Origin of the sequence: Streptomyces sp. NPDC093111 (assembly GCF_040683955.1) — a bacterium.
Taxonomy (GTDB): Bacteria; Actinomycetota; Actinomycetes; order Streptomycetales; family Streptomycetaceae; genus Streptomyces.
Genome location: NZ_JBFBNW010000012.1, coordinates 174,522 through 193,460, shown reverse-complemented (window position 1 = coordinate 193,460; position 18,939 = coordinate 174,522). Strand labels below are relative to the sequence as shown.

The 18,939-nt window shown below is 70.8% G+C and carries 18 protein-coding genes; 14 read left to right on the top strand and 4 right to left on the bottom strand.

All coding sequences use genetic code 11. From position 1 onward, the window contains the following. Positions 1-90: 90 nt before the first annotated feature. Complete coding sequence (locus AB0Q96_RS22420) at positions 91-1,068, bottom strand: DUF1254 domain-containing protein (protein ID WP_365328048.1); 978 nt, start codon at positions 1,066-1,068, stop codon at positions 91-93. A gap of 726 nt (positions 1,069-1,794) precedes the next feature. Here AB0Q96_RS22420 and AB0Q96_RS22415 point away from each other — a divergent pair. The 7 genes from AB0Q96_RS22415 (at position 1,795) to AB0Q96_RS22385 (ending at position 6,626) form a co-directional block, all read left to right on the top strand. After that, complete coding sequence (locus AB0Q96_RS22415; RefSeq protein ID WP_365328046.1) at positions 1,795-2,202, top strand: hypothetical protein; 408 nt, start codon at positions 1,795-1,797, stop codon at positions 2,200-2,202. A gap of 185 nt (positions 2,203-2,387) precedes the next feature. Further along, on the top strand, positions 2,388-3,239 hold the full coding sequence (locus AB0Q96_RS22410) for a hypothetical protein (RefSeq protein WP_365328044.1): 852 nt from the start codon (positions 2,388-2,390) through the stop codon (positions 3,237-3,239). A 92-nt stretch (positions 3,240-3,331) separates the two neighbouring features. Beyond that, positions 3,332-3,682: a hypothetical protein gene (locus tag AB0Q96_RS22405; protein WP_365328042.1), complete on the top strand. Its 351-nt coding sequence runs from the start codon at positions 3,332-3,334 to the stop codon at positions 3,680-3,682. Between the two features lie 14 nt (positions 3,683-3,696). Then, on the top strand, positions 3,697-4,293 hold the full coding sequence (locus AB0Q96_RS22400; protein WP_365328040.1) for a hypothetical protein: 597 nt from the start codon (positions 3,697-3,699) through the stop codon (positions 4,291-4,293). A gap of 80 nt (positions 4,294-4,373) precedes the next feature. Beyond that, positions 4,374-5,423, top strand: a complete 1,050-nt coding sequence (locus AB0Q96_RS22395) for a hypothetical protein (RefSeq protein WP_365328038.1) — start codon at positions 4,374-4,376, stop codon at positions 5,421-5,423. Between the two features lie 134 nt (positions 5,424-5,557). After that, entirely contained in the window at positions 5,558-5,746 is a 189-nt protein-coding gene (locus AB0Q96_RS22390; protein ID WP_365328036.1) for a DUF4314 domain-containing protein, read from the top strand. 70 nt (positions 5,747-5,816) lie between these two features. Next, a complete protein-coding gene (locus AB0Q96_RS22385) occupies positions 5,817-6,626 on the top strand; it encodes a hypothetical protein (RefSeq protein WP_365328034.1) in 810 nt (269 codons plus the stop codon). A gap of 605 nt (positions 6,627-7,231) precedes the next feature. On the opposite strand, the gene AB0Q96_RS22380 is transcribed toward AB0Q96_RS22385, so the two are convergent. Next, positions 7,232-7,726 (bottom strand): hypothetical protein, encoded by a 495-nt coding sequence (locus AB0Q96_RS22380; protein ID WP_365328032.1) that lies wholly within the window; start codon positions 7,724-7,726, stop codon positions 7,232-7,234. 139 nt (positions 7,727-7,865) lie between these two features. Here AB0Q96_RS22380 and AB0Q96_RS22375 point away from each other — a divergent pair, with 139 nt between their 5' ends. The 3 genes from AB0Q96_RS22375 (at position 7,866) to AB0Q96_RS22365 (ending at position 9,557) form a co-directional block, all read left to right on the top strand. Beyond that, positions 7,866-8,594 (top strand): hypothetical protein, encoded by a 729-nt coding sequence (locus AB0Q96_RS22375; protein ID WP_365328030.1) that lies wholly within the window; start codon positions 7,866-7,868, stop codon positions 8,592-8,594. Positions 8,595-8,836: 242 nt separating this feature from the next. Further along, complete coding sequence (locus AB0Q96_RS22370; RefSeq protein ID WP_365328028.1) at positions 8,837-9,301, top strand: hypothetical protein; 465 nt, start codon at positions 8,837-8,839, stop codon at positions 9,299-9,301. A 37-nt stretch (positions 9,302-9,338) separates the two neighbouring features. After that, positions 9,339-9,557: a hypothetical protein gene (locus AB0Q96_RS22365; protein ID WP_365328026.1), complete on the top strand. Its 219-nt coding sequence runs from the start codon at positions 9,339-9,341 to the stop codon at positions 9,555-9,557. 45 nt (positions 9,558-9,602) lie between these two features. Here the strand turns inward: AB0Q96_RS22365 and AB0Q96_RS22360 are convergent, their stop codons facing one another. Beyond that, entirely contained in the window at positions 9,603-11,660 is a 2,058-nt protein-coding gene (locus AB0Q96_RS22360) for a phosphocholine-specific phospholipase C (protein WP_365328024.1), read from the bottom strand. Between the two features lie 339 nt (positions 11,661-11,999). Next, complete coding sequence (locus AB0Q96_RS22355) at positions 12,000-12,416, bottom strand: organic hydroperoxide resistance protein (protein ID WP_329420365.1); 417 nt, start codon at positions 12,414-12,416, stop codon at positions 12,000-12,002. A gap of 189 nt (positions 12,417-12,605) precedes the next feature. Here AB0Q96_RS22355 and AB0Q96_RS22350 point away from each other — a divergent pair, with 189 nt between their 5' ends. The 4 genes from AB0Q96_RS22350 (at position 12,606) to AB0Q96_RS22335 (ending at position 18,904) form a co-directional block, all read left to right on the top strand. Beyond that, the gene (locus tag AB0Q96_RS22350) at positions 12,606-13,094 is read left to right on the top strand and encodes a MarR family transcriptional regulator (RefSeq protein ID WP_365328022.1); all 489 of its coding nucleotides are present in this window, start codon (positions 12,606-12,608) and stop codon (positions 13,092-13,094) included. A 108-nt stretch (positions 13,095-13,202) separates the two neighbouring features. After that, the gene (locus AB0Q96_RS22345) at positions 13,203-13,697 is read left to right on the top strand and encodes a GNAT family N-acetyltransferase (RefSeq protein WP_365328020.1); all 495 of its coding nucleotides are present in this window, start codon (positions 13,203-13,205) and stop codon (positions 13,695-13,697) included. Then, a complete protein-coding gene (locus AB0Q96_RS22340; protein ID WP_365328017.1) occupies positions 13,694-14,950 on the top strand; it encodes an MFS transporter in 1,257 nt (418 codons plus the stop codon). Before AB0Q96_RS22345 ends, AB0Q96_RS22340 begins: the two co-directional genes overlap by 4 nt. Positions 14,951-15,295: 345 nt before the next feature. Beyond that, on the top strand, positions 15,296-18,904 hold the full coding sequence (locus AB0Q96_RS22335; RefSeq protein ID WP_365328328.1) for a S8 family serine peptidase: 3,609 nt from the start codon (positions 15,296-15,298) through the stop codon (positions 18,902-18,904). Positions 18,905-18,939: the final 35 nt, after the last annotated feature.

Genomic DNA, 18,939 nt, shown 5'->3' with positions numbered 1-18,939 from the left:
CAGCACTCCGCGCGGCTCGGATCGAACGCGCGGTGAAGGCTGGGCGGCCGGTGCGGATCCGGATCGTCAACGAGGCCGTGGAGATTCAGGTCAGATCGGTCGGGCGGGAGGGAAGGCCCAGGTGCCGTCCAGGATCTCCGGGCGGGGGCGGTAGAGCCGGACCATGTAGTTCCAGCCCTTGGGGACGGGGAGGACGTTGACGTCCTCGTCGTCTGTGGTGCCGCCGAACTGGACGGTGATGGTGCCGTCGGCGGCCCGCTTCGCGCCGAGGTTGTTGAGGGTGTAGACCCCCTCGGTGTTCTGCTCGAAGTAGCCGTCGCTGTTGTACACGCTGATCGACCAGAACCCGTCGACCGGCACCTCGCCCACGGTGAGCCGGTAGACGGTGTCGCCGTCGTTGTCCTCAGGGGTCACGTTGAGATAGGTGGCGTCCTTGTCGGGGTTGCCGCCCCACGCGCTCGCGCTGGCGATCAGGTGGCGGACCGGATCGACGTGTCCGGGCGCGCCGAAGGCGTGCGCGAGGTCTGGAAGTCCCTCGCTGAGAACGATCAGAGCGTCCCGGACGCGCTTCTGGGACACCTGGTCCCAGGCGGGCAGGTCGAGGTCTCCGGGGCCTCCGGGCTGGTCGATGTGCATGGAGTCCTGGAGCGCGTGGACGACTGCCAGGTCGCCGGCGATGCCGGGGTTGACCATCGTGCGGATGCCGATCATCACGTAGCGGGTTCCGACCTGCTCGCGCGTGACGCGGTACGACCCGCCTCCGTACTCGACGCCGGCGATGTAGTGGTCCTCGTTGATCAGGATCATCGACAGGAACCGGTCCCCGGGGTCGGGCAGCGTGATGGTCGCCGGGCCCGCGTCCAGGTCGAGCACGGCATCGGAGTACAGGGTGTCGCGGTTGGCGCGGACGACGCTCTGGTGGTCGATCGGCATCAGGGCGCGGTGGTGGTGGAAAGCCCCGAAGCCTCCCTGGTTTGCCGACACGGAGAAGTACATGTCGCTCTCGGCCCGGGGGAAGTTCTCGACCGTGACGGCGACGGCCTCGGGAGTGCTCTGCCGCTGGACCACGGGTGCTCCTCTGTCATCTCGCTCGGGTTCCGCTCCTTCGAGTGGGCACTGGCCCCGCCCAAAGGCGCTGCGGCCAGCAGAGCACCGGTGGAACGCCACCGCTCGACGAGTCGACCGAACGGGTGACCGGCCGGGTGGGTTCGCGCAGGCCGCCAGCCTTCACCGCGCGTTCGATCCGGCCGCGCGGGGTGCTGTCGAAACCGATGGACATCTGCTGTCAGAACTCGTGAACAAGGCCACCACCATCGACGCGCCGAGGTGACCCGCGTCCTGAGGCGGGCTGCCGCCCTCGCCTCGCGCCACATTCCGCACCTGGAGCGGGCGCACATCGTAGGAGTTCTGCACCCGCCCAAACGCGGGCGCCGGGACCCGGCCAACTGGTACCCGACCTTCAAGGCCGTGACGGACGGGCTCGTTGACCAGGGCGTCCTGGACGACGACGACCACACGCGCGTCGTCGGGCCGGACATGAGGCTCGGTCACGTCGTCGAGGGAGCCCGGATCGTCTTGCACATCAGAGCTCTTGAGGCGCCCAACCTGCCGTCTGAGCAGGGAAATTAGCCGCGCGCCGCACGAGAAAATTCCACCGAAAATATTGCCAATCCCCCTAATGCATATAGAATAGAAGCATGAAGAGGGGGGAACCCCACCCGAACCCCGCCCGGCGGCCGGTGAACGCACACCCGGCCGCCGGGCGGACTCGCACCCAGGAGGACGAACGTGTACGTGCCCGTGCAAGACCCCTGCGGCGAACAGGACCGGCAGGTCTGCGCCGCCACCCGCAGCCTCGCCCGCGCCATCCTGCGCCGTCTCGCGGTCAACGCGACCGCGATCGAACCCCGCACCAGGGGCATCGTGGCCACCCTGGGCGACGGGCCGTGGTCCTACGACCTCTGGAAGCTCTGCGGCGAGGACGGCGAGGAGTTCAAGGAGTTCGACCTGTCGAAGGGGCCGGACCCCGCCTGGGGCAAGGTCGCGGCCGACGTCGCGAAGCTCATCCGGCTCGCCGACCTGCGCACCCATCCCCACGGCTACTACTACGTCTTCCCGCTCGAAGACCAGCGCGACTTCACCATCGTCCTGCCCGCCCACGCCTACGGGCCCAGCCCCCGACGGATCGGATCCCCGGCATGACCCCCTCCGTCATAGTCCTGTGGCCCAGCGGCCGAACGCAGACGCTCTACCGGGACCAGGGTGCCTTCCGTGGGGACGTCAACCTCTATGTCGAGGGCGCTCGCCCCTACCTCCTCGGTCGACAGGCGATTGTCCACGCCGGCCTGGATCGGGGACCCGTCAACCAGCCCGCACGTCAGGTCTGGATGAGTCTCACCGGCGGCAGCCTGCCGCCGGTCCTGCGCGGCCCGGTCGCCTTCACCGGTCCCGCCGACCGCTACGGCAACCTGGCCCCGCTGTCCGCCGACAGCGTGAACGCCGTCCAGCGCGTCGCCGACCTGACGGACGGACTCATCAGCACGGCACCGTTCACGGCCAGCGCGGCCCAGGCGCGCGGTGAGCGGACGTATCAGTGCGACGCCCATGCCGTCAGGCTCTCCCGAGCGACCGGGCGATCGGCCTTCGTCGTCCTGGATGGAATGGGCGCCACCGCGGACGTCCACCACTTCGTCCATCGGTACGCCCCCCTCATCGCCCAGGGTGCCGTCGAGAGCGGCAACCCCGACCAGGCGCTCCGAGCCGCGCGGATCGCCGCCAACGCCGACCGCCAGACCGGCGGGGTTACCGCAACCGCCGTCGTCGCCGTCCTTGACGCCCGGCATCCGTACGTCCACATCGCCTGGTGCGGCGACTCCCGCGCGTATCGCGTCTCACGCTTCGGTGCCGCCATTCCCTTGACCGCGGACCACGTGAGGGCCGCCGCTCAGCTCCACCGCCACGGCCTGCCCGCCGGCGGTCGCGCGCTGAGGGGCTGGCCCGCCTCCAGCCTCACCGCCGGGCCGATCACCCAGCGGTTCGTCGAACACCGCGCCATGGCTCGGTTCCTCCTGTGCACCGGAGGCGTCTACGCGCCGCTGGAGCGCGACCGGCTGGGCCCGATCCTGCACCTCGCGGAAAGCGCGAAGGAGGCAGCCGCCCAGTGCGTGCGCGAAGTGACTGCCGCCGGCGGTGCGGATCCGGGCAATGGGACCGCCCTCGTCGTTGACCTTCACCACTGACCCTCCCGCCCATTCACCAGCGCCGACCCACGCCCTCAATGCACATAGAAAAGCAGCATCGGGTAGGCGTTCCCCTCCACCAGGAGACACACATGCCCAAGCCCTCAAGAACCCCCGCCTTCAACACCCCCGAACACCACCTCGGGGCAATGGCCCTCGTCCTCATCGTCCGCAATCCCGAGGACGCCGACCTCCGTGCGGCCGCCAGCCTCATCGACAACGCCACCGAAGCCGCCTGGGCCCTGCGACCCGACCACCTCGTCCCGCTGGCCAAGGAGGAGTACCGCCAGCTCATCGACTACTTCGCCGCTCCCCACGTCTTCGACTTCGCCCTCTATCTCGAAGGCGACCGCAAGCAGATCCGCACCCTCATGGAGCACATCGCCACCCAGCTCGACGACGCCCTGGCCCACTACCCCGCCCCCGCACAGCCCACCGAGTAGAAACGGAGCAACCGATGCACGCAACCTCGATACAGCTCCTCGCCCATCCGACGGCCACGCGCTTCGGCATCGACCCGCGCATTGCCGAAAGCGCCGTCCGGCGAACCCTGCGGCAGTTCCAGGCCGAAGCCCGCCACCCGGCCATCGCCCGCGCGGGACGCACCCCCGGCGAATACCTCGCCGCCGCCCTCCCCGGCCCCCGCTTCACGGCCGCCGTCCACTCCACCGCGCTCGCCTTCGCCGGACGCGAACCCGAAGCCGAGGTGCTGTGGGACGCGCACATCAAGGCGGAGCGCGAAGCGGTACAGCGAGCCCACCTCGACGTCCCGCCCACCGCCCTCCTCGGCAACCTTCAGGCCATCCACAGCGTGGGGAAAACGCTCAACCTCAGCCCCCGGCGGACCGAGCGGCTGGTCGCCAGCATCGTCAACACGATCGCCGCCGGATACCCGTGCCGCCCGAGAGAGATGGACCACCTCAGCCTCACGGACTCCCTCGCCCAGGTCGACGCCGAGGAGCTGGAGATCTACCTGCTCCACGCCAGCCTCGTAGAAGACGGCCACCAGGCCGCAGCCGACGTGATCACGCAGGCAGTACTGCGGCACGCCTGAACCACCCTCGCCACGCCCGCCCTGCAGCCGGGGCGGGCGTGGCGGGACCTGCCCGAACCCCACCCATCCCGGAGACCGACATGAGCCAGCTCGACCTCTTCGCCGACGAGTCGGAGGAGCCGCCCGCTCCGCCTGCCCCCGCCGCCCCGATTCGCCGCTACCTCACCGACCTCCCACCCGCCCCCAATCGGACGCCGGCGACGAACCGCACCCTCCGCAGCGTCACCCCGCCCAAGACCGAGGCGCACCACTACCGCCCCTCGACGCGCGACCCCCACGCGCACGCCTTCGAGATAGCCGAGGCCGTCAGCTACGCCTGGCACCACCACCAGGGCGGCGAGGACATCGCCGTGCCGATCGGAACCGTCGCCACCCTCGCTCTCTGGCCCCTGTACGGACCCGACGCCCACCTCGCTGCCGACTGGTGGCTCAGCCTCAGCGAGCAGGACCTGATGACCGCCTTCCGCGAGTGCTGGGCCCGCTGGTGGATCAGTCGCCCCGACCTCATCGACCGCGCCGCCCCGCTGCACCGCTGGCTCGACGACGAGGAGCCGCCCGCCCGACGCATCAAGGCCGTGCGCGCCGTCGTCGAGGCGGCGCTCACCCGCGGTCTGCTCCACCGCACCAGCAGCGCCGACGCCGAGATCCGCTCGGAGGCGGACATCATGGGCGCGCTCCTAGCGGTCCTCCGCTCCAGGGGTAGCCACGACGCGCTCGCGGAGGTCCATACGCCGCCCGGCATGGCGGAGCTGATGGCCCGCATGCTCTTCTCCGACGCGTCGCTGGAGCCGGGGATGAAGTTCGACGAGCCTGCCGGAGGCACCGGCGGCCTCTACCGCGCTGCCGCTCAGGTCATGCGGGAGAGGGGTATCAGCCCGCACGGCTTCGGCTGGTGCCTCACGGACATCGACCCGATCGCGGCCGCCGGGGCCGCCGTCAACGCGATCGTGTGGGATCTCGGCCCGCACGTCCTCATCGCCTGCGGCGACACACTCCACGACGGCAACCTGCCGGCCAGGGCCGCACAGGAAGCGCGCGAGTCGATAGGCCGCCGGGATCGCGTGCACGCCCAGGCGGTCATGCTCGCCGCGATCCGCAAGGTCGAAGCACTGTTTGAGAATGCGGCTTGACCTGCGGAAATCTCGAAAATGAATCTTGAACCCCCCTTGAATGCATATAGAATAAAAGCGTCAGGGAGGGGGCACGTACCGGCCCGCCGCTCGTGGCGCCGACCCCGCACCACCACACCCCGAGAAAGGAACACATGGCCTACGCCCAGGGCGACCGCATCGCCCTCGTCCACACCAGCGACCCGCACACCGACCTCAAGCCCGACGACGAGGGCACCGTCCTCAGATACAACGCCACCCTCGATCAGCTCGACATCACCTGGGACAGCGGATCCAGGCTCTCCATGCTCCTCGACGAGGGCGACATAGTCCGCCCCGCCTGACCACCGATCCACCGGCCCCGCCCTCAAAGGCGGGGCCGCAGTCGTACCGCCAAACCTCTTGGAGAACCCCATGCTCATCACCGACGCCGCAGTCCACGAAGCGGCCCTCACCCTCGCCCAGCGCCTCACCCTCACCGACCCCGCCACCGGCACCTGGACGATCGACCCCGAAGCCCCGGCCGACGGCGCAGCACACCTCACCCACGACGACGGCCGCAGCCTCAGCTTCCGCCCCATCTACGGCGGCACCACCGCGCAGATCTGGATCACCGGCGCCCCCACCCCCTCCCTCCCGGCCGACGCCACCCCTGCCGAGCGCAACGCCCACAAAGCGCACCTCGCCCTCCGCCTCGCCGCCGGCCACCGCTACAACCACGCCATCACCCTCCTCGCCGAAGACGACAACGACGACGACCCCGCCGACCTCATCCAGGCCGCCGTCGAGAACAACCTCCTGCCCGCCTTCACCATCAAGCCCCTCTACGTCGGCCACCGCCCCTGGGACGACCTCTTCGCCGAAGCCCTCGCCGAGGCCACCAACGAGAACGCCACCCCGACCGGTACGTCCCTCCGCGACTGCGGCCCCGAGGCCCACACCCAGCCGGCCGCCGAAACCAGCAACGAGCCGGGCGAAGGCGACCCCGTCCCGGAGGTCGAAGCCGACGCGGCCGACACCTCCGAGACGTCGATGGCCCAGAGCGACGAAGGCCTCACCGTAGGATCCGATATGCAGCAGCCCACTGAAGCGACGCCGGCCGCCGAGCCTCAGGAGCCCGAGGCCGATGAGGCCGTCACCGACGGCGTCTCCACCGGCGACGCCCTCCGCTCGGCCGCGAAGCGCCGCCCGCGCAAGCGCACCTCCAACAAGAAGCCCGACTGACCAGCCCTTGGGAGCCTGGCCCCGGCCCGATATCCTGAGGGCAGATGTTGGGCCGACGACACGGCCATGAGGCTCCGCCCCCAGTACGGGGGGCGGAGCCTCTGTGCGTTGGAAAGGGAATCCGTCGGCCGGGACTCCGCTTCGGCCCGGTGAGCTGGGCTCGATGTCCACGTGGTCCCGCGACTGGCCAGGGATGGACGGGGATTGGACGGAGATTGGACACAAGGACAGGAAAGGATTGGCAAGGGCCGGAAAGGGGAGGTCCACCTCACCCCATCTGACCAGGCGAAACGACATACCTGATCATGGAATGGCAAGGGCCGCCAAGATCCCCAAAGGACTCATAATCCGTCGGCCGTGGGTTCGAGTCCCACCCGCCCCACCGTTGCCGTGGACGCAGGAAGGTTTTGCCAGCCCTGCGTCCACGGTGCACCACCGGTGAGACGCGTCACAGCAGCGACACGCCGAGATCCCACGAATGTACGTACGGATGCGCAGGCGCCGACGCGCGGCGGCCTACCGATAAGAGCGCCGCCTCCGGCTGCGAGGGCGGACCGCCCCGGCGATGACCCGAACCGAGCCCCCACACCACCTCCCGCCCGCGATCAGCCCTCGACGGCGGTCAGGTGATAGGTCGTGTCGACCCAGAACCCCTCCGCCGTCTCCCCCTTGATCTCCAGCACGTACTGTCCCGGCGTCAGCGGCGCGAGCCCCGCCCACAGGCCCCAGGCGAGATGCATCCGCAGCCCCAACCGGAACGGCGGCGCGACGAACTCCTTCAGCGGAAGCGGAACGCCGTTGAGGTGGGCCGTCGCCCGCGTGACGTCGAGGCTCATCGCCTTCCGCGAGAACAGCTTGGTGTGCTGCATGTTGAGCACGGGGAAGAACACCCGCCGCCTGGCCGGCACCTCACACCGCCGCACGACCCGCCCGCCGTAGGTCCCGGCCAGGAACCAGAGATCCTCCGGCTGCCGCCACCCCGCGTGCTCCCCGGTCTCGTCGGCGACCGGACTGATCTCGTCGGGCGCCGACAACGCCCACTGCCACCAGCGCGCGGAGAGCACGCCACCCGCCTCGTCGGATATCTGCCATTCGCTCACGGCGACACACCCTACGGGGTCACCGCAACCCGTCCCCTTCCCCGGGCGTCTTCGGGTGCGGACCCCCTGCCCCCGCCGCCGCTACGCGCGTCATGTGCGGCCAGGGCAGCCATCGCCCGATCACAGTAGGGAGCCTGTGGTGAAAGCGAAGGTAAGTCGCACCGCGGAGAAGGTGGCGTCCGTCGTCACCGTGTGGATCCCGCTCGTCGGGGCCGCGTTCCTCGCTCTCCGCAACGTGTTCACGGCGGCCTGGACCGCCGACGGCTGGGCGGCGCCGGTGGCGCTCCTCCTGGCCGGGCTGGTCTTCCAGCGGCTCGACCTCGTCCAGAAGCAGCAGAAGAGCACGGAGGAGAAGGTCGACGCGATCATCGCGTCCGCGTCCTCGGTCACCCACTACAAGAACGGGAGGGAGTTCTACGGAGCGCTGAGGACCGCGCTCAAGGACACCACCGACGAGGTGCGGTCCAGCTACTTCCGGAGGGTCCCGCCCGGCAACGAGAAGGCCGCCAAGGACTACTTCAAGGCCTGCGTCGCCTGGGCCAACGGCGGCTCCGACCGCGCGCTCCTGCGGGTCATGGCCGAGCCGCAGACCGATGCCATGCGCGCCTGGGTGGAGGACCAGCGCGAACAGGCGAAGAGCGTCAGGAACGGCAAGTACCTGCTCCACTCGATCCAGCTCCACGACACGCGCGCCGTGTCCCAGGTGGACGCCCTGAGCATCGCCGTACTCGACGAGAAGACGGTGTTCTGCGCCTTCACCACGGACGACGAGACCGTCCGCGGCTTCAGCGTCACCAGCGGCGACCTCGGCGGCTACTTCGCGCTCTACCACAAGAAGCTCTTCGAGGGCGGGAAGAAGATCTTCTAGTCGCACGCCCCGAGAGGAGCGCGGCGCCCCGCCCGCGAACAGGCGGCCGGGGCGCCGTCATTCAGCCACACCACACCTCATCGACGCCCGCTAACGGAGCTGCCCCCTCCTGGCCGCAGGAGGGAAGTCAGCACATCGAATGTTGATCACTCTCTGTAATGAACTGGCTGGTGTGTTCGCAACCGAGGGCGCGGCGCCGGGGTTCTCCGGTGGTCAGAGTCGTCCACTGGAAGGACCTTCATATGGTCACCCTGCGTGCGCCCCGGTTCCTCGCCACGTTCTCCATGGCCACCGCCGTCGCCCTGGCGGGCTCGTCGCCGGCGCAGGCCACCGCGATCGGGTCGACGCCCGTCCACACCTTCGACTACAGCGTCGGCGGCGCGACGATGAAGGTGCCGACCGGGTGCATGTTCAGTCACGTCATCCGGGGAGACGGCAAGAAGATCACCTATCAGAACGCCGGCGTGGACTGCGGTTTCGTCGCCGCGATGGGCAGCGGTTTCTGCAACTGGCGGATCGACTTCACCTACGCCGACACCAACAACAAGACGTACCGCACGTCACGGGGCAGGACGCACTCCGAGTGCAAGATCGACCCCATGCGGAACAACTCCCCGCAGACCCTCCCTCGTTATGGCAAGGCGTGTGCGCATCTGCACGTCAACGGGGTGCGCCGGGTGAGCCAGTGCCATCACATCACGAAGTGAGTGGTCACGAAGTGAGTCGTTACGAGGTGAGTCGTTCATGATCGATCGTGAGCAGGGGCCGCGCGAGGTGGACGTCGCGGTGGCGCGTCGCCGGGTCGTGGGGATCCTCGGGTTCGGGGCCGGGTTCGTCGTGGCGATCGGGTTCTTCGCGTTCTTCCCCGGGCTGCCGCACGTCATCGACTGGGGGGCGATCCTCGTCTCGCTCGGTGTCGGGGCGGGCGCCCGGTGGGGTGCTCGGAGGTGGGTGGGGGAGTAGGCGGGTGCCCCGGCCCCTCCGTGGGGAGGGGCCGGGGCGGTGGGGTCAGTACGTCAGGATCCCCGGGTCCGAGATGCCTGTCGTGCCTGTTTCCACGTGGCCGGCCAGGCGGCGGAGGAAGTCCGGGTTCGTGGAGGACGTGATGGTCACGTCGTACCAGCGGGAGGACGCCGTCAGGTCCACGGTGCGGGTGGTCGTCGTGTTCTTCGGGACCGTCACCGTCTGGGGCTGGCCCGTGTACGTGTTGGCGATCGTGAGGGTCGTGTCCGTGGACGTCGGGTTGGTGAGGGTCAGGTCCAGGTTGCCCGTCGTGCCGTTGTGGCGGGCCGTGACCTCCGGGGCGGCGGTCTTGCCGGGGGAGCGGAAGCGGCGGAGGAAGCCGTTGGGGCCGTGGACCGTGAGGTCGGTGAGGGTCTTGGAGTACTTCGTGTTCCAGGTGTCCGCGATCTGCTTGTTCGCCTCCGTCGTGTACGTCCACGGCGCGTCCGTGCGGTTCGCCGACGTCACGTAGAACTGGGCGCCCGCCGACGGGCCGCCGCTGAACGTGAGGCGGTACGTGCCGGCCGAGACGTCCGCCGCGCCGTCCACGTACGGGGCGTACTTCAGGGGGCGGGTGGGCTTCGTGCCCGGTTCCTGGCGGGGCATCGTGCCGACGGCCGGGGCGGTGGCCAGGAAGTCGGAGTGGCGGTTCTTGTCCGGCGGGAAGTAGCCCGCGGTGGAGGGGAGCGTGGGCTGCTGCGTCTGGGTGCGGGTGAAGTCGAAGGCCGCGGTCAGGTCGCCGCAGACCGCGCGGCGCCACGGGGTGATGTGGGGTTCCTGGACGCCGAAGCGGGACTCCATGAAGCGGATGATCGACGTGTGGTCGAAGGTCTCCGAGCAGGTGTAGCCGCCGGTGGACCACGGGGAGACGACCAGCATCGGGACGCGCGGACCCAGGCCGTACGGGCCGGCCGCGTAGCCGACCTTGCCGCCGAAGTAGTCCAGCGTGGTGGCGGTCGTGGACAGGCCCTGGGCCGCCGAGCCCGGCGCGTACGGCGGGACCACGTGGTCGAAGAAGCCGTCGTTCTCGTCGTACGTGATGAACAGGGCCGTCTTCGCCCACACGTCCGGGTTCGAGGTCAGCGCGTCCAGAACCTGCGCGATGTACCAGGCGCCGTAGTTCGAGGGCCAGTTGGCGTGCTCCGAGAATGCCTCGGGAGCGGCGATCCAGGAGATCTGGGGGAGACTGCCCGACTGCACGTCGGCGCGGAGCTTGTCGAAGTAGCCCTCGCCCGCCTTCGCGTTCGTGCCCGTGCGGGCCTTGTCGTAGAGCGGGTTGCCCGGCTGCGCGTTGCGGTAGGTGTTGAAGTAGAGGAGCGAGTTGTCGCCGTAGTTGCCGCGGAACGCGTCGTTGATCCAGCCCCACGAACCGGCCGCGTTCAGGCCGTCGCCGATGTCCTGGTAGATCTTCCAGGAGACGCCCGCCGCCTCCAGGCGCTCGGGGTAGGTGGTCCAGCCGTAGCCCGCCTCGGCGTTGTTGAGGACGGGGCCGCCGCCCGTGCCGTCGTTGCCGACGTAACCCGTCCACATGTAGTAGCGGTTGGGGTCCGTCGCGCCGATGAACGAACAGTGGTACGCGTCGCAGATCGTGAACGCGTCGGCCAGCGCGTAGTGGAACGGGATGTCCTCACGGGTGAGGTGCGCCATCGTGGCCTTGGTCTTGGCCGCGATCCAGTTGTCGTACTTGCCCTTGTTGAAGGCGCTCTGGCCGCCCTGCCAGTCGTGGTTCAGGCCCTGGAGGTACTCCATGCCCAGCTTGTCGCTGGTCGGGCGGAACGGCAGCGTCACCTTGATGCCGTCCGACTGGTTCCACACGGACTTGCCGCTGGGCAGCGTCACCGGGCGCGGGTCGCCGAAGCCCCGTACACCCTTCATCGCACCGAAATAGTGATCGAAGGAACGATTCTCCTGCATCAGCACGACAATGTGCTCGATGTCCTGGATCGTGCCGGTCGAGCCCTGCGCCGGTATCGACGCGGCGCGGGCGATGCTGTCGGACAGCATGGTGAACGCGGCGGTGCCGCCTGCCAGTTGAAGGAACCGGCGGCGATTGAGGTCAGCCATGGGGGAGTTGTCCTCCGGGGGTGAGGGTGGGCGAGCTGGCGGCGTGCCGGCCCACGGGCCGGCGACGGGCGCCCCAAGGAGAGCGCCCCCGAACTACCGCCCGGCGGCCGTCCGATGACTGCCCGCCGTACGGCAGGCGAATCCCCCGTATCTCAACATGAACGAGCAGATGCGAACACCCCCTGTGCGGGAAAAGTGCACAGGGGGCGTTCAGTTGCCGACAGGGGGGGGTGATGTCGGGTGGCGGGGGTGGGTGGTTTGGGTGCCGGTCTTGCCGGACGTCGCTCGCCTTCGGTGGCCTTCGGTGACCGGTGCCGGTCGTCGTCGGCCGTCCGGTCGTTACTCCACGACCAGCTCGACCTTGATGTTCCCCCGCGTCGCCTTCGAGTACGGGCAGAACGCGTGGGTCTTCTCCAGCAGGGCGGCTCCCGCCTCGCCCTGCAGGTGGTCCGGGAACTCCGCGCGCATCACGACCGCCAGGCCGAAGCCGCCGTCGGACGGGTCCTTGCCGATGGAGACCTCGGCGGTGATGGAGGCGTCCGCGATGTCGATCTTCTCCTGGCGGGCCACCACTCCCATCGCGCTCGCGAAGCAGGCCGCGTAACCGGCGGCGAAGAGCTGCTCCGGGTTGGTGCCCTGGCCGTTGCCGCCGAGGGCCGCCGGGTGGGCGAGGGGGAGGTCCAGGTGGCCGTCGGAGCTGACGGCGCGGCCCTCGCGGCCGTTCGCGGTGGCGACTGCGGTGTAGATCGCGTCCATGGGGGTCCTCTTCTCGATTCCGGTTTCCGGTTTCCGGTTCCAGGGCGGCCCGGTTCTCGGGTCCCGGCTGCCGGGTGTCGGGCGGGGTGTCGGGCGGGGTGTGTCGTGCTGCCCTCATATTTGTAGCGTGCCATTTAATTGTGCACAACTTAATTGGGTGTGATGCGGGTCTCCCGTATCCTGGGCCCCATGGACGGACGCACCACCGACGCACCCGCCGACGAGGACTTCCTCCGGCTCGACAACCAGATCTGCTTCTCCCTGCACGCCGCCACCCGTGCCTTCAACGGCGTCTACCGCGGCGCGCTCAAGGAGCTCGGGCTCACCTACCCCCAGTACCTCGTCATGCTGGTGCTCTGGGAGTACGGCGAGCTGCCCGTCAAGGGGATCGGCGAGCGGCTCCGGCTCGACTCCGGGACCCTGTCCCCGCTGCTCAAGCGGCTCGAAGCGGCCGGATACGTCGAGCGGCGGCGGAGCGCCGAGGACGAGCGGTCGGTCACCGTGCGCGTCACCGGCGACGGGGCCGCCCTGCGCGAGCGGGCCCTCGGCGTGCCGCGCCGCATCGCCGCCGCCACCGGGCTCGACCTGGACGAGATCGCCGGACTCCGCGACCGCCTGAACGCGCTGGCTGTCCGCCTCGACGGCGTCGACCCGGACGACCTCGCCGCCTGTCTGTGAGGGGGCCGGTGAGGGGGCGTGAGGGGGGCTGTGGCGGGCCGCGCGGACTCCTTCAGTCTTCACATAAATGTAAGGAGCCAATCCGCTAGGCGGTCCTATACTCAGCCCATGGTCGAGATCACCCTCAGACGTGCCACGGCGGCCGACGCCAAGCGTCTCACCCAGATCGTCCGGAAATCCGGTGCCTACCGGGGCGACTACGCCTCCATGGTCGACGGGTACGTCGTCGGTGGTCCGTACGTCGAGCACCACCCCGTGTACGTCGCCGTCGACGCCGGGGACAAGGTGCTCGGCTTCTACGCGCTGATCCTCGACGAGGCCGAGCTCGACCTGGCCTTCGTCGCCGACGAGGCCCAGGGGCGGGGGATCGGGCGGCTGTTGGTGGAGCACATGCTCGGGGAGGCGCGGGCCGCCGGGCTCGACTCGATACGGGTGGTGGCCCATCCGCCCGCCGAGGACTTCTACCTGCGCACCGGCGCCCGCCGCACCGGCGCCGTCCCGCCCTCCGGACACATCCACTGGGCGCGCCCCGAGCTCCGGTACGACGTCACGCCCGGCGTCACGGCCGACATCGCGCCCCACGCCACGGCCGACATCGCGTGACCGCCACCCAGGAGGCGGGTCCCGGTAAGCGCAGGGTCTTCGCCGACCTCACCCCGCTGCGCACCTCCGTCCACTTCCGCCGGCTCTGGTTCGGCAACGCCGTCACCTGGGTCGGCCAGGGCATGACGACCCTCGCCATCTCGCTCCAGGTCTACGACATCACCGGCTCGCCGTTCTCGGTCGGCCTGGTCGGGCTGTTCTCGCTCGTCCCCCTCGTGATCTTCGGCCTGTACGGCGGTGCCGTCGCCGACACCGTCGACCGGCGCAAGCTCGGGCTCGCCAGCGCCGGCGGATCCGCGGTGCTGTCCGCCGCGCTCGCCGCCGCCGCGTTCGCCGGGTTCCACGAGGTCTGGTTCCTGTACGGGATCGTAGCCCTCCAGGCCGTCTGCGCCGCGCTCAACGCGCCCGCCCGCAGCTCGATGATCCCGCGCCTGCTGCCGCCCGAGCAGCTGCGCGCCGCCAACGCGCTCAACGCCATGACCACGACCTTCGGCACCCTCGTCGGCCCCAGCCTCGGCGGCCTCATCGTCGGTCTGGCCGGCTACCAGGCCGCGTACACCATCGACGTCCTCGCCTTCTCCGCCTCCCTGTACGCGATGGGGCGGCTGCCGTCGATGCTGCCCGAGCGGACGGGTGCGAAGCGGGCCTCCGTGCTCGACGGGCTGCGGTTCCTCGCGACCCGGCCCAACCTGCGCATGACCTTCTTCTCCGACTTCTGCGCGATGATCCTCGCCCATCCGCGCGCGCTGTTCCCGGCCGTCGCCGTCCTCTGGTTCGGCGGGGACGCCAAGACCACCGGACTCCTCGTCGCCGCACCGGCGTTCGGCGCGCTCCTCGGCGGGGTGCTGTCCGGCTGGCAGGGGCGGATCCGGCACCACGGGCAGGCGATCCTGCTCTCCGTGGCGGCCTGGGGCACCGCCATCGCCGCGTTCGGCCTCACCCGGAACCTCTGGCTCGGGCTGCTCCTGCTCGCCGTCGCCGGATACTCCGACACCGTCTCGATGATCTTCCGCAACACGATGATGCAGGTCGCGGCCCCGGACGAGATGCGCGGCCGGCTCCAGGGCGTGTTCATCGTGGTCGTCGCCGGCGGCCCCCGCCTCGGCGACTTCCTCGCCGGGTCGGTCGCCGACCTCACCTCCCCGGCCGTGGCCATCACCGGCGGCGGCCTCGCCTGTGTCCTCGCGGTCGGGATCCTCTCCCTGTACGCGAAGGGCTTCCGGCGGTACGACGGCGACAACCCCACCGCCTGACCCGCCCACCCCGCAGCCGCCACCGGGCGACCAGGCCCCGCTGCCCGTCCCGGCGCCCGCCCCGCCGCCCCCGCCCCCACACCGTGCGGTCCGACCCCCACCGCCCGCCCCACCCCCCAACCCGACATCCCGCCACCTGATCCGCCAAATCCCCCACCCCGACTGGCGGTTGACCGCCACGGCACATAGCCGCCAGGCGTGACAAGGGTCAACTCCCGTCCCGCGGACCAGACTCCTCGCGACGCCCGGAGCCACCCCTTCCCCCGGGCGCCCGAGGAGTGTGTCGTGATCAGACCTTCCGTAGGAGGAAGGACAGCCGGCCTGCTCGCGGCGGGGCTCTCCCTGATGCTGCTCACGGCGGGCCAGACCCCCGCCGGGGCGGCGGAGCCCGCCGTGCCGGACACGTTCAGGAGCGCCGCGGCGTCCGCGTCCACCACCGTCACCCTCGTCACCGGTGACCGGGTCACCCTCACCGACCTCGGCGGCGGGCGGAGCACCGTCACCGTCGAGCGGGCCAAGGGTGCCACCGGGGCCGTCCGCAGCGAGACCGTGAACGGCAGGGTCACCGTCATACCCGACGAGGCCCGGCCCTACCTGGAGTCCGGCGCCCTCGACCGGCGCCTCTTCGACGTCACCGGCCTCGTCGAGCAGGGCCTCACCGGCGAACTGCCGCTGATCGTCACCTACGGAGCCGGCCGGAACGCCCGCGCCGCCGCCGGCGGCCCGCGCGGCACCGAGACCGTGCGCGCACTGCCCAGCATCGGCGGCGCCGCCGTCACCGTCACCGAACCGGGCGCGTTCTGGCGGGAGTTCACCGCCCCCGCCCGGCGTTCGGCCGGCCCCGTCAAGGTCTGGCTCGACGCCAAGGTGACCGCCGCGATGGCCGAGTCCAACGCCCAGATCGGCAGCCCCAAGGCCTGGGAGGCCGGGCTCACCGGCAAGGGCGTCAAGGTCGCCGTCCTCGACACCGGCTTCGACTCAGGCCACCCCGACCTCGCCGGACGGGTCGGCGAGACCCGCTCGTTCATCGAGGGCCAGGAGGTCGCCGACCGCAACGGCCACGGCACCCACGTCGCGTCCACCGTCGGCGGCAGCGGCGCGGGCTCCGAAGGCAAGGAGCAGGGCGTCGCCCCCGGCGCCACCCTCGCCGTCGGCAAGGTCCTCAGCGACCAGGGCACCGGCACCGAGTCGCAGATCATCGCCGGCATGGAGTGGGCCGCCCGGGACATCGACGCGAAGATCGTGTCGATGAGCCTGGGGTCGCAGGAGGCCAGCGACGGCACCGACCCCATGGCCCAGGCCGTGAACTCCCTGTCCGCCGAGACCGGCGCGCTCTTCGTCATCGCCGCCGGCAACTCCGGCGCCCCCGGCTCCATCGGCTCGCCCGGCGCCGCCGACGCCGCGCTCACCGTCGGCGCCGTCGACTCCGCCGACGAGGCCGCCTACTTCACCAGCAAGGGCCCCCGCTACGGCGACCAGGGCCTCAAGCCCGACGTGTCCGCCCCCGGCGTCGGCATCCTCGCCGCCCGCTCCCAACTCGTCGCGGGCAGCGGCCTCTACACCTCGATGAGCGGTACGTCGATGGCGACCCCGCACGTCGCCGGCGTCGCCGCGCTGCTCGCCGAACGGCACCCCGACTGGACCGGCGCCCAGCTCAAGAACGCCCTCATGTCCAGCTCCAAGACGCTCGCCGACTCCGCCTACGACCTCGGCGCCGGCCGCGTCGACGTCGCCGCCGCCCTCGAAGCGAACGTCACCGCCACCGGCTCCGCCGATCTCGGCTTCTACGCCTGGCCGTACGAGGAGAACAAGCCGGTGACGAAGACCGTCACCTACACCAACTCCTCCGACGCGCCCGTCCGCCTCGACCTGGCCGTCGAGGGCATGCCCGAGGGCACCGCCGCCCTGGCCGACCGCACCCTCACCGTCCCCGCCCACGGCAGCGCCGCCACCACCGTCACCGGTGACGGCACCAAGGCGCCCGTCGGCAACAGCTCCGGCCGGATCACGGCGAGCTCCGACGGCACCGCGCTGGCCCACACCGCCCTCGGCCTGGTCAAGGAGGAGGAGCGCTACACCCTCACCGTCCACGTCAAGGACCGCGACGGCGCCCCCGTCCCGGCCCACCTCGGCGTGCAGCGGCTGGCCGCCGACTCCGACCCGTTCCCGGCGGCCGTCGACGACTCCGGCACCCTCCAACTGCGCCTGAAGCCCGGCACGTACACCGTCGACACCTTCCTCGACGTGCGCGGCTCGCACGGCAAGGACTCGCTCGGCCTCGGCTTCCTCACCGCACCCGAGATCGTCCTCGACCGCGACCGCGAGATCACCCTCGACGGACGGCGGCTGCGCGAGATCCGCGCCGAGGTCGAGCGGCGCACCGAGACCCGGCAGCTCCTGATGGAGTTCGACCGCAAGGCCAACGGGGCCTCCTACGGCGGCGCCGTCCAGGTCCCGGCCGCCTACGACTCGATCTTCGCCGCGCCCACCACCGCGCCCGCCACCGGCAGCTTCGAGTACCGCACGATCTGGCGGCTCGGCAAGCCGATGCTGGAGGCCACGGCCGGCGGCACCCGGCTCGCCGACGTCGTCGCGCAGCCCGGCGCCACCCTCCTGGAGGGCCGCCACCGGCTCGGCGTCGTCGACGTGGGCACCGGCACCGCCGCCGAGTACGTCGGCAAGAAGGTCACCGGCAAGGCCGTCCTGGTCCGCCGCACCGAGGGCGCCGACCCGGTCGCGCTCGCCCAGACCGCCCAGGACGCGGGCGCGAAGGCGCTGTTCGTCACCGACGACCGGCCGGGACGCCTGATGGCCTGGTTCGGCACCGCCGACTACGAGGACCGGCCGCTCGCCGTCGCCTCCGTGAACACCGCCGACGCCGCCCGTCTCGCGGCGGCCGCCGCCCGCGGCACGGCGCTCGACCTCACGGGCACCCGCTTCACCCCGTACACGTACGACCTCTCCGAGGGGCACCCCGGCCGCATCGGCACCGACCTGGTGTTCCGCCCGGGGCGCAAGGAACTGGCCACCATCCGCTCCACGTTCCACATGCCGACCGCCCGCAAGGAGCTCGGCGGCGAGTTCCGCTACTCGCTCACCGACACCTTCCGGATCGGCTTCGGCTTCAAGGAGTGGATCGCCTTCCCGGCCGAGCGCACCGAGTACGTCTCCACCGGCACCGGCCAGCGCTGGCACGAGTCCGTCGACCTCGGCGACTCCCTGGAGCAGCGCGGCGGGCAGTCCGTCTACCGGGGCGGCAGCGAGAACGAACTGGAGTGGTTCAAGCCGGTCTGGCACCCCTGGCTCGGCACCGGCCTCGGCTGGGGCCAGGAGCGCAGCGGCAACGACCTGCGGTTCAACACGCCCGGCTGGGGCGACTCGGGCCCCGACCACACCGGCTTCGGCAACGTGTGGGGCGACGACTCGATGACCCAGTACACCGAGGTGTACGTGAACGGCGTCCGCGTCGACCGCAAGAAGAGCTCCGGCGCCTACGCCTGGGACTCGCCGTCCGAGGAGGCCACGTACAAGGTCGTCACCGACACCACGCTCGACCCGGCCCGCTGGCGCCTGGGCACGAAGGGCCACGCCGAGTGGACCTTCCGCTCCGCCGAGACGCCCGGCGACCGGATCACCTACCTGCCGCTCATCAACCTCGGCTTCGACCTGCGCACCGACCTCGTCGGTGACGTCCGGGCCGGCTCCCGGGTCCCCGTCCGGATCACCGCCGCGTACGTGGCGGACGCGGCCGGCACCGGCCGGATCGGCGGCGGCTCGCTGGAGGTCTCGTACGACGAGGGGAAGACCTGGACGAAGGTCGGGCTCGACCGTTCCTGGGGCGGTGAGCTGCGCGTTCCCGCCGGGGCGAGCTCCGTCTCGCTGCGCGCGGGCGCGCAGGACGACAAGGGCGGCTCGGTACGGCAGGAGGTCATCCGGGCGGTGGGCGTGAAGTAGAAGTGCTCCCAGCCGAACGGGTCATCCCGCCACTC

Excerpts from the sequence above, each read along its gene's own strand:
- AB0Q96_RS22410 (WP_365328044.1), top strand. The coding sequence starts at position 2,388 with ATGAGTCTCACCGGCGGCAGCCTGCCGCCGGTCCTGCGCGGCCCGGTC.
- AB0Q96_RS22405 (WP_365328042.1), top strand. The coding sequence starts at position 3,332 with ATGCCCAAGCCCTCAAGAACCCCCGCCTTCAACACCCCCGAACACCAC.
- AB0Q96_RS22400 (WP_365328040.1), top strand. The coding sequence starts at position 3,697 with ATGCACGCAACCTCGATACAGCTCCTCGCCCATCCGACGGCCACGCGC.
- AB0Q96_RS22395 (WP_365328038.1), top strand. The coding sequence starts at position 4,374 with ATGAGCCAGCTCGACCTCTTCGCCGACGAGTCGGAGGAGCCGCCCGCT.
- AB0Q96_RS22390 (WP_365328036.1), top strand. The coding sequence starts at position 5,558 with ATGGCCTACGCCCAGGGCGACCGCATCGCCCTCGTCCACACCAGCGAC.
- AB0Q96_RS22385 (WP_365328034.1), top strand. The coding sequence starts at position 5,817 with ATGCTCATCACCGACGCCGCAGTCCACGAAGCGGCCCTCACCCTCGCC.
- AB0Q96_RS22370 (WP_365328028.1), top strand. The coding sequence starts at position 8,837 with ATGGTCACCCTGCGTGCGCCCCGGTTCCTCGCCACGTTCTCCATGGCC.
- AB0Q96_RS22365 (WP_365328026.1), top strand. The coding sequence starts at position 9,339 with ATGATCGATCGTGAGCAGGGGCCGCGCGAGGTGGACGTCGCGGTGGCG.
- AB0Q96_RS22360 (WP_365328024.1), bottom strand. The coding sequence starts at position 11,660 with ATGGCTGACCTCAATCGCCGCCGGTTCCTTCAACTGGCAGGCGGCACC.
- AB0Q96_RS22355 (WP_329420365.1), bottom strand. The coding sequence starts at position 12,416 with ATGGACGCGATCTACACCGCAGTCGCCACCGCGAACGGCCGCGAGGGC.
- AB0Q96_RS22350 (WP_365328022.1), top strand. The coding sequence starts at position 12,606 with ATGGACGGACGCACCACCGACGCACCCGCCGACGAGGACTTCCTCCGG.
- AB0Q96_RS22345 (WP_365328020.1), top strand. The coding sequence starts at position 13,203 with ATGGTCGAGATCACCCTCAGACGTGCCACGGCGGCCGACGCCAAGCGT.
- AB0Q96_RS22335 (WP_365328328.1), top strand. The coding sequence starts at position 15,296 with ATGCTGCTCACGGCGGGCCAGACCCCCGCCGGGGCGGCGGAGCCCGCC.